Genomic DNA, 15,622 nt, shown 5'->3' with positions numbered 1-15,622 from the left:
CCTAGAAGGCCGGAACAATCCGGAAGTATGGCGGCGTACCAACCGGTGTGCTGCAGTCTCAATGGAGTCCGGCCTAGGAGGCCGGAACAATCGGAGCTGCGCATCGTGATATGTGGCTACGACACAGAGGTCTCAATGGAGTCCGGCCTAGAAGGCCGGAACAATGCCTCACGTCTCCCCGGCGGCGCGGGCGATTGACTGGACGTCTCAATGGAGTCCGGTCTAGAAGGCCGGAACAATGCGCAGTTTCTTGGCGAGCACCAAGGTGGAGCACGGCGTCTCAATGGAGTCCGGCCTAGAAGGCCGGAACAATGCCGCGCCACCACCAAGATCGAGGCCGTCGAATACGACTAGTCTCAATGGAGTCCGGCCTAGAAGGCCGGAACAATGAGCGGCGCTTCTCCGCGCGTGGCGGCCTGGACGAGTAGTCTCAATGAAGTCCGGCCTAGAAGGCCGGAACAATTTTTCGGCTACGAAGCCTGGTCCGCGCAAGACCAATACATCTCAATGGAGTCCGGCCTAGAAGGCCGGAACAATGAGCTACACGGACAACGAAGCCATCGCCTACCCGATGTCTCAATGGAGTCCGGCCTAGAAGGCCGGAACAATCGGCTCGAGGATGTCCCGCCAGGATGCGCGGTTGTTGTCTCAATGGAGTCCGGCCTAGAAGGCCGGAACAATGTGATGAACGTCTTCTCCACGTCCCGCGCGATCTGCTTGTCTCAATGGAGTCCGGCCTAGAAGGCCGGAACAATTCCGCGAAGCCGCCCTACAGGCGGGCGCGGACACGTCTCAATGGAGTCCGGCCTAGAAGGCCGGAACAATTCCGCGAAGCCGCCCTACAGGCGGGCGCGGACACGTCTCAATGGAGTCCGGCCTAGAAGGCCGGAACAATGGCGATGCTGCCCGCCCGCACCAGGGCCGCCATCAAGGTCTCAATGGAGTCCGGCCTAGAAGGCCGGAACAATCAGGCCGGTGACCTCTCCATAGCTCACGCTGGCGACGTCGTCTCAATGGAGTCCGGCCTAGAAGGCCGGAACAATACAGGTGCTGGCGATCGTACGGGAACGGGGCGTGACGGTCTCAATGGAGTCCGGCCTAGAAGGCCGGAACAATTAAAGTTGATCACCAAGGAAAACATCAGCAAGCAGGTCGTCTCAATGGAGTCCGGCCTAGAAGGCCGGAACAATAGCAAGTATCCGTGGCGCCGCACGTCGCCGCGGCATCGTCTCAATGGAGTCCGGCCTAGAAGGCCGGAACAATCTACGTCTACATCCGAGCTCACGGCCCCGGGCGACGCATGTCTCAATGGAGTCCGGCCTAGAAGGCCGGAACAATCGGCGTACTTGCTTGACAGTCCTTCGACTGCTGTGGTCTCAATGGAGTCCGGCCTAGAAGGCCGGAACAATCACATATCCATGGTCGCGGCCACCGCCGGACTCATCTGGTCTCAATGGAGTCCGGCCTAGAAGGCCGGAACAATGTTGACGCTGACGGCCGCAACGACGGCTGGGCGGTTTCGTCTCAATGGAGTCCGGCCTAGAAGGCCGGAACAATTTCGCCAAAGAACTCGGCGAGTTGGCGCGGGAAGCTGAGGTCTCAATGGAGTCCGGCCTAGAAGGCCGGAACAATCCCGTACCTGTGACGCCCGAGACCTCGAGGAGCTCACCGTCTCAATGGAGTCCGGCCTAGAAGGCCGGAACAATCTGCATCATGAGGGGCGCTCCCACACGACATAGGTGGCGTCTCAATGGAGTCCGGCCTAGAAGGCCGGAACAATGATGGAATTGGGGGCTGCCCCGACTCTCGAAAACGACGTCTCAATGGAGTCCGGCCTAGAAGGCCGGAACAATATTTCATGACTGAGATCAACCCGAACATCATGCCCAAGTCTCAATGGAGTCCGGCCTAGAAGGCCGGAACAATGCGATCGCCGAAGAAACGATCGTCCCGCATCCGTGCGGTGTCTCAATGGAGTCCGGCCTAGAAGGCCGGAACAATTCTCGCTGGGAACGTGAGGATGGGGTCTGGAAGGAATGGTCTCAATGGAGTCCGGCCTAGAAGGCCGGAACAATGTGGGTTGAAACACAGAACCTTACGAAGATGCCCAACATGTCTCAATGGAGTCCGGCCTAGAAGGCCGGAACAATTCATCGGCGGCATCAACGGCCTGGCCGAGAAGATCGGCCTGTCTCAATGGAGTCCGGCCTAGAAGGCCGGAACAATCGATTGACAACATCTTCAATGTGAAACATCCTAACAGTCTCAATGGAGTCCGGCCTAGAAGGCCGGAACAATCGCGTCCGCGCCCTGGAGCAGCACAAACACGAACACGGTCTCAATGGAGTCCGGCCTAGAAGGCCGGAACAATCTTCGCCAGCCGGTCACCGATGCCACGCACCATGTCACCGTCTCAATGGAGTCCGGCCTAGAAGGCCGGAACAATCGCACGTACGCGCCGAGATCCATCGCGCGGTGGGCCAGTCTCAATGGAGTCCGGCCTAGAAGGCCGGAACAATGGACGCAAAGGAGCCCAGAGGCGCTCAGCCGCAGTGTCTCAATGGAGTCCGGCCTAGAAGGCCGGAACAATGACTCGTATTGGCGTTTCTCTCGCGACTGGTGGAGGTGTCTCAATGGAGTCCGGCCTAGAAGGCCGGAACAATGACCGCTCCGGCATGGGCCCGTGCTGACCTCCTGCTGTCTCAATGGAGTCCGGCCTAGAAGGCCGGAACAATTCGCCTGGACCCACCCCGTCGACGACACCGCCCTGGGCGTCTCAATGGAGTCCGGCCTAGAAGGCCGGAACAATGTCGCATCAGCCATCATCGGAGCCTCCTGCCCAGGGTGTCTCAATGGAGTCCGGCCTAGAAGGCCGGAACAATGTGACCGTTGATCGGGTGGCGTGGCTTACTCATTCGGGTCTCAATGGAGTCCGGCCTAGAAGGCCGGAACAATCCGCTCGCCGGTGCCAGTTCTCCAGCAAGAAGTAGCTGGTCTCAATGGAGTCCGACCTAGAAGGCCGGAACAATTTGTTGCTGCCAGACACGAACCAGTTCAGTTCACGGCGTCTCAATGGAGTCCGGCCTAGAAGGCCGGAACAATCTCTCTCGTTGAGGTGAAAGCCGGGGGAACCTCTGGCCGGTCTCAATGGAGTCCGGCCTAGAAGGCCGGAACAATGAATCGGGATGATTTCCAGGTGCGTGTCGGTGTCAACGTCTCAATGGAGTCCGGCCTAGAAGGCCGGAACAATGGAGGAGCTCGGCCGCTGGCAGGGCCCGCGGGGTCTCGTGTCTCAATGGAGTCCGGCCTAGAAGGCCGGAACAATCTCCCGGGTGATGTATCGGCTACCCTCAGAGGTTGAGGTCTCAATGGAGTCCGGCCTAGAAGGCCGGAACAATGCGGCCTGTGCCGCTGTACTCGTCTGAGCCAGGGCCCTGTCTCAATGGAGTCCGGCCTAGAAGGCCGGAACAATAGCGCCGCTCTGCCGCTGTGATTAGCGGCTATGTCGGCCCGTCTCAATGGAGTCCGGCCTAGAAGGCCGGAACAATGTACCCGAGAATCATATCGTCATCGATTTCGATATCAAGTCTCAATGGAGTCCGGCCTAGAAGGCCGGAACAATACATCAGCAAGCTCTTCCCGGTACTTGGTAACATCCTTGTCTCAATGGAGTCCGGCCTAGAAGGCCGGAACAATCCCGGTGATCACTAGTATACACACCGGGTGGGGGGTGTGTCTCAATGGAGTCCGGCCTAGAAGGCCGGAACAATCGGTGGCGTCGCCGACTATGACATCGAAGCAATCGCCGTCTCAATGGAGTCCGGCCTAGAAGGCCGGAACAATTTCCGCTCATGGGGCAGCCGGGTATGGTCTCGGTGTTGTCTCAATGGAGTCCGGCCTAGAAGGCCGGAACAATGTTGTCCCGCAGAGAGGTCAAGAACGCGATGATGAGGTCTCAATGGAGTCCGGCCTAGAAGGCCGGAACAATCAACCGTCTATATCCGTGCCCACGGCCCGGGGAGGCGTCTCAATGGAGTCCGGCCTAGAAGGCCGGAACAATTTCCGCTCATGGGGCAGCCGGGTATGGTCTCGGTGTTGTCTCAATGGAGTCCGGCCTAGAAGGCCGGAACAATGTTGTCCCGCAGAGAGGTCAAGAACGCGATGATGAGGTCTCAATGGAGTCCGGCCTAGAAGGCCGGAACAATTGACCTTACGGAAGGGCACTCCGTAGATGCTATCAATGGTCTCAATGGAGTCCGGCCTAGAAGGCCGGAACAATGCGGAAGCTGCGCGACTGACGTCGCTGTCACGGCAGAGGGTGTCTCAATGGAGTCCGGCCTAGAAGGCCGGAACAATCGCGCGATCCGCGACAACCCGCGTGCCGTGACCTGGGTCTCAATGGAGTCCGGCCTAGAAGGCCGGAACAATGCGGCGTCGCAGACTATGACATCACCGCGATCGCCAAGGTCTCAATGGAGTCCGGCCTAGAAGGCCGGAACAATATGATGGTGTTTGCTCCTTCTGTGGTTCGGCTGCCGGGGTCTCAATGGAGTCCGGCCTAGAAGGCCGGAACAATGCGGCCGCCTCGTCGAGCTCCTCGGGGGTGACCCCGTCTCAATGGAGTCCGGCCTAGAAGGCCGGAACAATGCATGGTCGGGCATGCGGAGGCTCTTGAGAGAGCCATGGTCTCAATGGAGTCCGGCCTAGAAGGCCGGAACAATCTGCCGGTTGTACTACTCTGAGCGCGATTTCTGAGGTCTCAATGGAGTCCGGCCTAGAAGGCCGGAACAATCCGGGCAAACAAACGCGCTGAGGCAGGCCGTGGTGGTGCGTCTCAATGGAGTCCGGCCTAGAAGGCCGGAACAATTTACCCAATCCATGGTGACCACGTTCTCCCAGTGCCCGTCTCAATGGAGTCCGGCCTAGAAGGCCGGAACAATCCTTCGGCAGCCGAGGCACCGCGGGCACCCTGCTCAACGTCTCAATGGAGTCCGGCCTAGAAGGCCGGAACAATGCGCCTCTAAGGGGGATCTGTGTAGTTCGCCCTCAGATAGTCTCAATGGAGTCCGGCCTAGAAGGCCGGAACAATGCACGAGCTCCGGCACGTCCACCATCGCCCGGTCGTCTCAATGGAGTCCGGCCTAGAAGGCCGGAACAATGGGAGAGCATCGATACCGCACTCGCGCGGTATCTCGGGTCTCAATGGAGTCCGGCCTAGAAGGCCGGAACAATTCATACAGAGCATCTATCTGACCCTGCGTCAGTTTGGAGTCTCAATGGAGTCCGGCCTAGAAGGCCGGAACAATCGAATGTCCTCGGCGTCGGAAAGAGCGTTGAAGATTTGTCTCAATGGAGTCCGGCCTAGAAGGCCGGAACAATCTCGCTGAATGAGCTCCTGGCGTTTCGAGACTCCTCGGTCTCAATGGAGTCCGGCCTAGAAGGCCGGAACAATCGCAATTCGCAGGTTTGATGAATTTTGACGCTCACATCGTCTCAATGGAGTCCGGCCTAGAAGGCCGGAACAATTCGGAAAGAGTCTTCAAGGCCTTTGGGCGATAGTACTGTCTCAATGGAGTCCGGCCTAGAAGGCCGGAACAATTCAAGGATGGAGTGGACGCCGATGATGCTGGTTACAGGTCTCAATGGAGTCCGGCCTAGAAGGCCGGAACAATTGGAGCCAGCCACCTCGCTCTACCGGGACGCCGCGTCTCAATGGAGTCCGGCCTAGAAGGCCGGAACAATGCTGGACGCCATCTATCTCCAATGCCCGGCAGAGCGCGTCTCAATGGAGTCCGGCCTAGAAGGCCGGAACAATCTGCAATTCCTGAAGCCAGACGGAAAGCACCCTCTCCGCGTCTCAATGGAGTCCGGCCTAGAAGGCCGGAACAATCCGAGGAGGAGCGGCAGGGCGAGCTCCGCGCCCGCTGGGTCTCAATGGAGTCCGGCCTAGAAGGCCGGAACAATGCAATCAAGACACAGTCTTCTTTGCTCGTTTCCACAAGTCTCAATGGAGTCCGGCCTAGAAGGCCGGAACAATACGCGTCAGGACACGGTCTTCTTCGCCTTCCGCCAAAGGTCTCAATGGAGTCCGGCCTAGAAGGCCGGAACAATGCGGTGGCCAAGGAGTTCGGAGCTGAGTTGGAGGTCGTGGTCTCAATGGAGTCCGGCCTAGAAGGCCGGAACAATCAGGGCTGTGTCCAGCTCGTCAAGGGCTTCCTCCAGAGGTCTCAATGGAGTCCGGCCTAGAAGGCCGGAACAATTGCCCATGCCTCCTCCTGAGTACGGGGCCGGTCCTCGTCTCAATGGAGTCCGGCCTAGAAGGCCGGAACAATGGCTCGCCTAGGAAGGCTGCCTTGACTAGGGATTTTACCAGCTTCTGCGAGCGCTTCGCACCGCAGACCCCCATAACAACACTCTGTTGAGTTGTCATGGGGTAAAACACCTAGTCAAACCCCTTCGAGCGCTCCCCGGGGGAGACGACATGACTGGAGGTCTCGCAGCAGCTCACACCACCACGGGCCCCTCGTCGGGCAGCCTACGCGGTACCCCAAGCATACGGATGTTCGCGTCTTGCGGGGCACCGAGATCGATCACCACCACCGAATCGTAGGCGAGTGCTATCACATCACGGATGTCCCGTTCCCACATCGCGAGTTCCGCCTTGCTCAGATCACACACGAACACCGAGTACTGAAGCCACTTCCCGTAGCCCTTCATGACGTTGAAGGTGGCTCGCAGCCGTTTGGGATCCGATATGTCATAGGAGATGAGATATCTTCGTCGAGCCATGGATCACCTCGTCATCAATGGGGTGTAGGAATCCAGCTCTCCCGTGAAGGAAGCCGCCAGCACCCGCGCCTGAAGATCCAGCACCCTCCGGTACGACACCTGATAGCCGAACAGCGGGTGTTTCAGCTCGGACTCGAGACGGCGTTCATGGGCTTGGATGACGGAACGTCTCCCATCAGCGTTCAGGACCACCCCGAGATGTCCCCTCATGAAACTCTTCTCGTTGACTTCACCATTGTTGAAACACTGCAACGCCACAGACTCCGCCACGAGGGCGCGGAACTCCTCGGCCAGGTCGAGAGCAAGAGCGGGCCTGCCGTAGCGGGGCTGATGCAGCACCCCCAGGAAAGGATCCAGACCCACCCCGGTCAGCACCGCGACAAGGTCCTTCGTCAACAGGCTGTAGCAGAACCCGAGCACCGCATTGACGGGATCGGGTGGTGGACGTCGCGCCCTGCCGTGCGCCTGGAACTCGGCCACGACCTCAAGCCGGGGAGACAGCAGCTTGTGGAACTGCCCGAAATACAGTCGCGCTGCCGTGCCCTCGATCCCGAGCAGCGTCTCCAAGGACGCAGCGGATTCGGTTTTCGCTTCCAGTTCCTTGAGCTGATCCAAAACCGAATCATCCAACGACACCTTCGCGTTGCGGCGCAACAGCACCCGCTGGTTGTGGATCTTTCCCCGGATCATCTGCTGCGCGAACCGCAGGCCGTGGACGCTCGCCAGCACCTGCCGTCGCCTGAGCGTCACGTGACCGTTCAGCGGCCCCTGCGACCATCCGTCGAGCCAACCCCCGTAGCTGAGCCAGATCACCACCACACCCCTGCGCCACAACGCCTTGAGCGCCTGGGTGGTGATCTGCACGTTCCCCACCACACAAACCTGGGAGACATCGAGAAGGCGGCGCTCGGCCACCGTCTCGCCCTTGACCGCCACCAGCAGTCGACCACCGGAAACCTTCACCGACGCCCCCTGCGTGTTCACGTACACGGGTCTGGTGTCGGGATTCCTGACGATGATCCGACGCGGCTGCTCACTGGAACGTTCGAGCAGATAGTTCGTCTCATCGGGCATGCACAGCGGCGCCAGCGAGCAGCGAGGACAGCGCGGGTCGTTCAGCAACGGCGGGGGTGGAAGTTCCTGCGCGGCCACCTGCCGTGCCAACGCCACCAACTCCCGCACCTCTGTCTCCGCGTCCTGCCCCACCTCGATCGAGGCCCTGTGATGCGATCCCAGATAGGAAATCTCGGCGCGGTTCACCGAATACCCGGCACGTCGCAGCAGCACCGCCTGGGTCAGGACCTGCACCCGGTCGGCAGGCCACATTCCGCCGTCCCTGGGGCCGGATCCCTTCTTCATGTCCACGGGACTCGACGACCCGTCCTCGTGGTCCACCCGGTCGATGACGGCCGTCACCCCGAGGTCCGGATCCGACAACGCCACCTGGATAGAGGTGAACGGTTTCTCCTCCTCATCGGGGGCGGGCATCCGCCCGGAACGACGATCCGTCGCGTCGTGGGCCACTGAACCCTGGATCGTGTCGTCGTTGTGAGCCCAGCGGCCGTCCACCCATTCGAGGTGGAACAGCCGCTGGCAGTACACCAACTCATTCAGCATCCTCGCGGGAACCAGCTGCGGTTCCGCCGAGTACTCCCCCTGCGCCGGCATGGTTATCGCTCCACCGGCCGGAACAATCCGAAACCGAAATGCGAGAGGGACCCGAGCACCAAAGGCTCCGGGCGTTCCCCGAGGCCCTTCGGCAGGGGTTCGTCGAAGTCCAGCTGCAGCAGCATTCCGCGGCGACGTTGCGCCATCGATTCGTTCCAGCGGTATCGACGGAACCTCACCACGTCCCGGTCCTCCCAGTCGGCGAGCAGTTTCACCCTCACCGGCGGCGTGCCCTCGGGGTGACGGAAACCGAGTTCGCGTTCCACGAGTTTCTGCGCGAACTCCTCCCGCGGTTTGTTCTGCTTGGGGAAGCGGTCGGTCAGGAACGGGGTCACGGAAACCCACGTGGTGGCATCGGCACTGGTGTATTCGTGCATCACCGTATCGACGGGTCCCATCAGCTGCAGGTGCAGTTCAGCCCCGGAGCGATACCCCTTGGGTGCGTTGCTCCAGCGCGGCAGGTACCTCGCCCCAGCCAGCCGGGAAAGCGTATCGGCGGGTATCCCGTCGGGCACCCACAACACCAGGTCCTCCACCTGCCCCGTCGGCTCACCACCGGCACCCAGCGTCGGCAACCAGAGCCAATGGGGATGTCGATGCTGGGGGCCGTCACCAAGAGCGTCACGGTGTCCGGCCAGCACCTCGACCCCGCTGCCCTGCTCCCGCAGGTCCGTGTTCTCCTTCTTGGTACCGAGGATGCGTCCCCGGAGTCCATGGGCAGCGAGAATGCCGTCCTCAATGCGGAAGGGGGCGGCGGGTTCCAGCCGCCACCGAACGGTCGTGGGTCTGAGCAGATCATTCACCTCTCTGCGGATCGGGATGGCGGAGGTTTCCTCGGGCAGCTCGTACCGAACCCACCGGGAACCGCTGGGGTACCGGAGACGGGCCTTGCGCATCTCCAAGGAGGAGGTCTCAAGTTGCTTCCTGGTCACGTCGGGCTCGGGCACCAGCACCTGGGTGTTTCCCGTTTCAGAAGGACGAACCCACCTTTTCTCCTGCTGGGAATGCTCCTCGGACAACAGCCGCGCCTCGCATCGCGATTCCGCCCGCCCCAAATAGGGCAGTTTCCTCAACAGCCGGTCCAGGACGTCACGCTGTCCGGCGGGCAGGGTGAGATTCGGCCAGCGGATCAGCACCTCGGCCTCGTCATCCAGGTTCAGCCGAGGGTCGAGCTGGAGCGACGTGGAATGCTTGACTCCCTCAAGGAAATCCGGATTGGGCATGTAGTGCCGGGTCTGCGACGGCCTGGCATCCGGCAGCAGGTATTCCGGAGGTTCGGTGGCGAGCCCGGTCAGCAGGTCGTCGATCGTCTTCTCGGCTATGTCGTCGCAGCGGGTGTGCCAGACGCTGATCAGGGCACGGAGCAGCCGCCAGGGTGACGGCGGCCACTCGCTGATCCCCTCGTTGAGGGCATGATCCCACCCGTTCGCGTGGTATTTCCCTGTGACAAAACGCAGGGCCACCTGGGTAGGCATGGTCACTTCCCCCCGCCGGTCCATTTCAGTTCCGAGATCGACGCGAGATCACCGTGCTGTTCGATGGCCTGCCGCAGCTTCGCGGTGGCCTCGTCCAGAGTGGGAATCCTGGTGAGGTCCTCGCAGTCCTGGTCCACGACCAGATGACATGCGGTGCGCAGCCGCAACCCGTCCTGCCGGAACAGGCTGGCCAGTTCGAAATCAACCAGAGCGTTCAACACCGCCTCGGATTTCTCGCCGAGACCGTAGGACTGGATCTGCCCATGATCCACGACGACGGACGCCGTGATGTCACGGGCCGTGTACTCAACCCGCTGGTGCGGCACCATGCCGTAGCCCTCCTTGGCTCCCCGCCCCTCGTCGTTGCTGGGGTTCACCGAATCCGTCTTCACCCCGCCGGAGACCGCGGGACGCACGTCAAGGGCGTCGATGAAACAGGTGATGGCCCGGGCGATCTTCGGTTGAGATGGCCACTGTTTCTGGGCGAAGAACACGCCATGGATCAGGGAGACCGGGTCCAGATCGAAAATGGCCTTGGCGAGGGCGCGGTGTTCCACCAGCCTGCCCTTGACCAGCCCGAGTTTGTCCTCCAACCAGACCCGCCCGGTCTTGCCGTCGATCTTGGCGTCCATCAGGTAGGCGCTGGCCAGTCTGTGGGCCTCGAGACGGGAGCTGGTCAGGAACCCACCCTCAGCATCGACGACGCGCACATACGGCAGGCCACGCAGCGCCTCCGCCTGATCGCTGACCGCCGGATCCCAGGTGCACAGTTCCAGTCGGTTCGCCATCGACTGGGGCGATTCCAGGTGGAGGGCCTGCACCCATCCCTCGCCGGGTACATGGGCCTGGTAGGTGGCCGCCCCGAGATCGGGGAACCCGGTTGGCTGGAACCGGAATCCGACGGCGGGTCGGAGGGTCAGGTTGAGGACGGTGCTGGTCATTGCAGTGCTCCTTCGTAGAGGTCGGTGTTTTCGTAGGGGTCGGTGTTCTCGGCTTCTGGTGCGCTTCTCTTGAGCGCCCACGGGCCTGAGGGTGCGGCCAGGGCCGCGAGAATTCGTGGTCCCAGGCCGGGCTGGGAAATGCGTGCGGAATGGGTGTGGACCTGGATGTCGGTTTCCTCGGTCCAAGGAAGGCTGATCGTTCCTCGGCTGATCACACCGCTCGCGGCGCGGTGCACTTCGGCGACACGATCAGCGCGCAGCTGAAGAGGCCAGCCGGGTTCGAGCCCCACCGCTGCTCCCGTCGCATCCGACGCTGTTCCCCGCATGCGCACAAACCCGGATGCGAGGGCCTGAAGAATCGCCAGGGTCGGATCCAAGAACAAGCACTCACCATCCGATTTCACGATGTCCGCGTAATTCCTGCCGCTCCAGTCGACAGCCAGGAAGGCCAGCAGGTGATGGGTGACGAGGTCGTCGTCGAGAAGTCCCCCAACCCAGGCGTGGATGTCGGTCCAGGACCCCGGGTACCGGTGGCGTTTGAAGGGCAGCCATCCCCGGGCCAGGCGGGTGTCCTCCCCCGGATGCTGCGCCAGCCACACCACCAGGTCCGCCAACACGTCGACGGTGGGTCTGGCACCGAGCCCGGGCACCATCACCTCAGGGTCGATCGGATCTTTGGGGTTTCTGGGATCTGCGCCAACAAGCAGACGACGAATGGGCTGCCCACCGCTTCCCCCGCCCTGCTGAGAAGCGGTGGGCGGCAGGAAGGTTGCAGAGGCGATCCCGGCGGCGATCCGCGCCTCGGGGCTTTTGAGGAACAGCTCCCGACACACGGGAATGACGGCATTCGCCGGCACCAGCTTCGAGGGACGTCCCAGTTCCTCGCGATTCTTCCGGGAGCGCAGGGCCGTCAACTCCAGCTCGGTCTGAGCACGAAGCATGGCGATTCCATTCCGCCACTCGGGTTCCCGCACGAAAGCCGTCACGCTCGCATCGAACCGGCGTGCCGCGGTTTTGGACGCCACTCCACTGGCCTTGTGGAACGTCCGGACACGGCGCAGCGGTTCCCTGGCCAGGACCACCTCCGGGCGCGCCTCCACCTTGACGTGATCCAGCGGAACGGCGACAAAGGCCAAGCCGTTTCGTTTGAGGAAACCGAAACGCTGAAAAGCCGAAATTCCCCTGTTCACACCGAAGGAACGCACTGCCGCATACATGGCGACCGCGTTGTTGGCGGTTCCGCCGTCCCAGGAAACCCGCGCCTCCTCGAAGACCTGACGCAGCTCCACCAAGGTGACGCTCTCCAGCAAAGGCGCCCACAATTCGCCTCGGCCTTCCTCGTTCGCCGACCCCGGGATCGGTCCATCCGGACTGGAAGAGACGGTGAAGGGAATGGCCACCCTGGAGTTCTGTTCCCCCAGTCTTTTCGCGGCCGAGGCGGCGAACAGCATGGCCCCTTCCACCATGAGAATGAAAGCCCAGGGGTTGACCATGGCGTCGGCGCTGCCGAACGCGGAGGAACCGGGGGTCCCCGCCCCGACGGGATCGCCCTGACCCACGGAGGCCGCGAGCAGTTTCTCCGTCGCCCTCCCCCACAGCAGATCCCGCATCCACGCCCGGCTGCGTTCGGGTTTCGCCCCGAGTTCCGGCAGAACATCCTTCAGGCGTTGGTGAACATTCGTGCTGAAATCCAGCCGGCCGTCGTTTCCCCCGGTACCGAGAATGGGCGGGTACTCCGTCTTCTTCGCGGCGAGGACCACGCTGGCGTCCATCCACGGCAGGGCATCATCTGGAAGCCGGTTGCGAAGTTCCTGCACGAAGCGTTCCTTCGTCCATCCTTTCTCCGATTTCGCGATCAACACCGACCGGATCACCGCAAGAGCGTTTCGGTAGGGCGCGAGCCTGGTTGCGGTGGAGGATTCCAACATCCGGATGTACTCCAAGGGTGTCTTGTCCTTCTCACCGAACCCGCTGCCGGCATTCCACGGAGAGAAAACCGGGGTGGGAACGAAATCCTGAACGAGGAATTCGGCGATATCCTCCACCTCGGTGTCCATGTGGAACACGCCGTCACGCCAGCCGAACCGCGCGGCGGGATCGGCCTGTTCGGAGATTCCCTTGGCCACCCCGAGCGCCGCCAGGTAGTTGATCAGGGGAACACACCCCAGGCCGGGAAACACGTGCGTGGTCATTCTTCGGTTCCTTCCGCGACGGGGAGTTCGAGGTTGGCGCTGGCCCGCCAGTCAGCCATGCGCACCAAGGTTTCGAGATAGGCGAGACGGAACGGTCCGAGGCGCTCCAGAAGAGCCAGGGCGTTGGTGGTCCAGGAGTCGGGTCCGCTCCGGAAGATGCCGTGGTCGACCACCGATTCGGGCAGCTCGATCCCGGGCAGCGTCACGGCATTGATGGGTTCTTTATCGACGCTTCCGAGGAAACTCAGGCCGTCAACTCCGTCGTAGCGGGGATCGCGGGCGGTGATACGGATGTGTCCGTGATGCGCCGCGATCAGATACAACACGAGTGGATGCAGCTCGGGCTCCACTCCCAGGTCGATCAGCACCTGCCGTCCGGCGTCGGTACGCAACATGAACACCGAGATGAGTTCGTGCCGGAATCCCGAACGCGGCTCCGACTGAACGGTTTCCTGCCCACTCGCTTTGGGTTGACGCCGCACTCGGAGCGGGGCGATACCGGGAGATTTCGCATACAGCTGTTCCGGGTCATCGGGAGGTGTGTCCGCGTTCGCCTCCAGCAGCGCCCGCGCCCAGTCGCGGTGGGCCTTGCCGAGGTCGTGGAGCGCCCCGGCGACGGCGGCGGCGTGCAGGTGTGTTGCGTCGATCCCGGCCGGGCGGAGCACCTTGGCGAGGGCCTCGGCCTGTTCCCGGGTGTCCGCGAGGTGCTGGTGCAAAGTGACCCATCCGTTTCCTCGGGCTCCGGCGTCCTGGGAACCGGTAATGCTCTCGGGAGTGGTCGCATCCGAGAGGTTGTCCGCATCGACGTGGTCCTGGACCGTGTGCTTCTCTGCGGGATCGAAGCCGTGTTCGATGCTGTAGCCGCCGAGCCCGGCCTCCACCAAGATCAGCTGCTGGGGTCGCAGCTGATCCGCTCGCACGGGGATCCAGCGGTCATCCTGGATCGAGAAGGTCCAGGCCCGCTGATCCCTTCGGTCCCTGATGTCCTTCCGGTTCAGCAGTTTCTTCGCCCGGCTCATCGAAACGCCACAGCGAAGCGGCTGGCCGGGGATCTCGGTCGTCAGCTCTCCCCGGGGTGTGATGGAACCGTTCGGTATCCAGGCCAGCTGAACGTCGAGGTCCTTGTCAGGACGGATGTAGCAGCTGATGTCGATGTCGTTGCCCGTTAGGTCAGGGGTTGTATCGAACAGCTGACGGAAGTCGCAGCGACGCAGGATGCGCAGTTCCAGATCCTCCGGCGGTATGTCGTCGCCCAGCCGGTGGAGCTGGGCGCTGGTCAACGACATGCCTTCCGCGCGCCTCAAAGCCTCGACCGCGCACGCAACCTGTTGCGAGTCGTACGGATGCCCTTTGGCGGGTTCACGCCAGTGAACCACCGCTTCCCCCACCGGGTATCGGGCAGCCCTGTTGCAACGCCCGGCCCGTTGGACGACGGACGCCCACGGCGCGGCCTCGGTGATGAGGGTGCGGGCGTCGATGTCCACCCCGGCCTCGATTGCCTGGGTTGCGACGACGATTCCTCCATCACGCGCAATCCCCTGCAGCTTTTCGAGCTGGGTTTTGCGTTCCACCCCACGGAATTGGGAGTGGATCAGCAACCTGGGCTCCTCCGGGGCCAGTTTGCCGAGTTCCCGGTAGGCATCGACGGCGGCGTCAACCGTGTTCACCACCACCAGGGTGAGGGTCCCGGGTTGGTGGCGTTCGACGATCTGGGCGGCGAACTCCTTCGGTTTGTCGACCGGGGGAAATTCCCTGATTGTTCGTTCTGCCGACATGCGCCGGAGCAGCTCCGGGGACTCCGACGACTCGTCGATCCCCAGCACGTCGGCGCCTTCCCAAGGGTTGTCGACGGTGTCCAGGATGCGTTCGTCGATGGTGGCCGACATGATCATGAGCCGGCTCGGCTCCGCAGTGCCGAGTTCTCGTTGGAAGGCCGCGAATTGACGCAGGGTGGCGGTGGCCTGGGGCGCGAGCTGAACCTCGTCGACCACCATCAGGGTGCCGTTCCCGATGAGCGCGAAATCGATCGGGTAGGACGCTCGGAAGGTTCCGTATCCTCGTGCGAGTCCCCGCGACACCCCCATGTCGACGGTGCCGATGACGATGCTGGGGCGGTGCAGGTTCATGCGCCAGTCCTGCTGGGAGGACCGGATGTCGCGGCCACCCATGAACACGTGCACGCCGACCGCATCCAACAGCCCGAGCCGGTCGAGCCAGCCACGGACCGTTTCCTCGTACTGCTCCACCAGCGTGCGCGAGGGCAGGAGGACGACCAGTCGCCGCGGGGTCGCCGCCCGAACCGAGGCATCGGGATGGAAGAGCAGTCGCCACACATAGGCCAGGACCACGGCCGTCTTGCCCGATCCCGTCGGCGCCCGCAGCGCGTCGGGGAAACCCTCCTCGGCAAGGCGCACCTGGTACCGGTACGGGTCACACCCGTCCGGTGCGCCTTCCGTGCGGGTGGCCCGCCGGAAGCACTCAGTGAAGTTCGAGAACCGCATCATCGCATCCCTTCAATCTGTCTCCACCTACCTATGACGGCCAGACCGCGGTCAGT

Annotated in this window: 6 protein-coding genes and 1 CRISPR repeat array (1 of these 7 running past the window's edge); all 6 genes read right to left on the bottom strand. The window is 62.3% G+C overall.

Annotation, left to right across the window (positions count from 1 at the left end):
* Positions 1–6,332: a CRISPR direct-repeat array (repeat unit 36 nt; unit sequence GTCTCAATGGAGTCCGGCCTAGAAGGCCGGAACAAT) (it extends 608 nt beyond the left edge of the window).
* Positions 6,333–6,504: 172 nt separating this feature from the next.
* Genes cas2 through cas3g form a run of 6 tightly spaced genes read right to left on the bottom strand, consistent with a single transcriptional unit; the run spans position 6,505 to position 15,569 of the window.
* Complete coding sequence (gene cas2 / locus ACO6D6_RS12985) at positions 6,505–6,789, bottom strand: CRISPR-associated endonuclease Cas2 (RefSeq protein ID WP_484785666.1); 285 nt, start codon at positions 6,787–6,789, stop codon at positions 6,505–6,507.
* A gap of 3 nt (positions 6,790–6,792) precedes the next feature.
* Entirely contained in the window at positions 6,793–8,457 is a 1,665-nt protein-coding gene (gene cas4g/cas1g / locus ACO6D6_RS12980) for a CRISPR-associated endonuclease Cas4g/Cas1g (protein ID WP_484785665.1), read from the bottom strand.
* A 2-nt stretch (positions 8,458–8,459) separates the two neighbouring features.
* Positions 8,460–9,932: a type I-G CRISPR-associated protein Csb2 gene (gene csb2 / locus ACO6D6_RS12975; RefSeq protein ID WP_484785664.1), complete on the bottom strand. Its 1,473-nt coding sequence runs from the start codon at positions 9,930–9,932 to the stop codon at positions 8,460–8,462.
* A 2-nt stretch (positions 9,933–9,934) separates the two neighbouring features.
* The gene (gene cas7g, locus ACO6D6_RS12970; protein WP_484785663.1) at positions 9,935–10,873 is read right to left on the bottom strand and encodes a type I-G CRISPR-associated RAMP protein Csb1/Cas7g; all 939 of its coding nucleotides are present in this window, start codon (positions 10,871–10,873) and stop codon (positions 9,935–9,937) included.
* Positions 10,870–13,065, bottom strand: coding sequence for a type I-G CRISPR-associated protein Cas8g1/Csx17 (gene cas8g1 / locus ACO6D6_RS12965; RefSeq protein WP_484785662.1), 2,196 nt, complete (start codon positions 13,063–13,065; stop codon positions 10,870–10,872). Before cas8g1 ends, cas7g begins: the two co-directional genes overlap by 4 nt.
* The gene (cas3g, locus tag ACO6D6_RS12960) at positions 13,062–15,569 is read right to left on the bottom strand and encodes a type I-G CRISPR-associated helicase/endonuclease Cas3g (RefSeq protein WP_484785661.1); all 2,508 of its coding nucleotides are present in this window, start codon (positions 15,567–15,569) and stop codon (positions 13,062–13,064) included. The genes cas8g1 and cas3g overlap by 4 nt, the downstream gene beginning before the upstream one ends.
* Positions 15,570–15,622: the final 53 nt, after the last annotated feature.

It is taken from the genome of Arachnia sp. (genome assembly GCF_057238465.1).
Note: the sequence above shows the minus strand (reverse complement) of the source record. Positions and strands in the feature narration are given on the sequence as shown.

Bases quoted from the DNA above. Each gene is read 5' to 3' on its own strand.
- cas3g (WP_484785661.1), bottom strand. From the start codon at position 15,569: ATGATGCGGTTCTCGAACTTCACTGAGTGCTTCCGGCGGGCCACCCGC.
- cas4g/cas1g (WP_484785665.1), bottom strand. From the start codon at position 8,457: ATGCCGGCGCAGGGGGAGTACTCGGCGGAACCGCAGCTGGTTCCCGCG.
- cas7g (WP_484785663.1), bottom strand. From the start codon at position 10,873: ATGACCAGCACCGTCCTCAACCTGACCCTCCGACCCGCCGTCGGATTC.
- cas2 (WP_484785666.1), bottom strand. From the start codon at position 6,789: ATGGCTCGACGAAGATATCTCATCTCCTATGACATATCGGATCCCAAA.
- cas8g1 (WP_484785662.1), bottom strand. From the start codon at position 13,065: ATGACCACGCACGTGTTTCCCGGCCTGGGGTGTGTTCCCCTGATCAAC.
- csb2 (WP_484785664.1), bottom strand. From the start codon at position 9,932: ATGCCTACCCAGGTGGCCCTGCGTTTTGTCACAGGGAAATACCACGCG.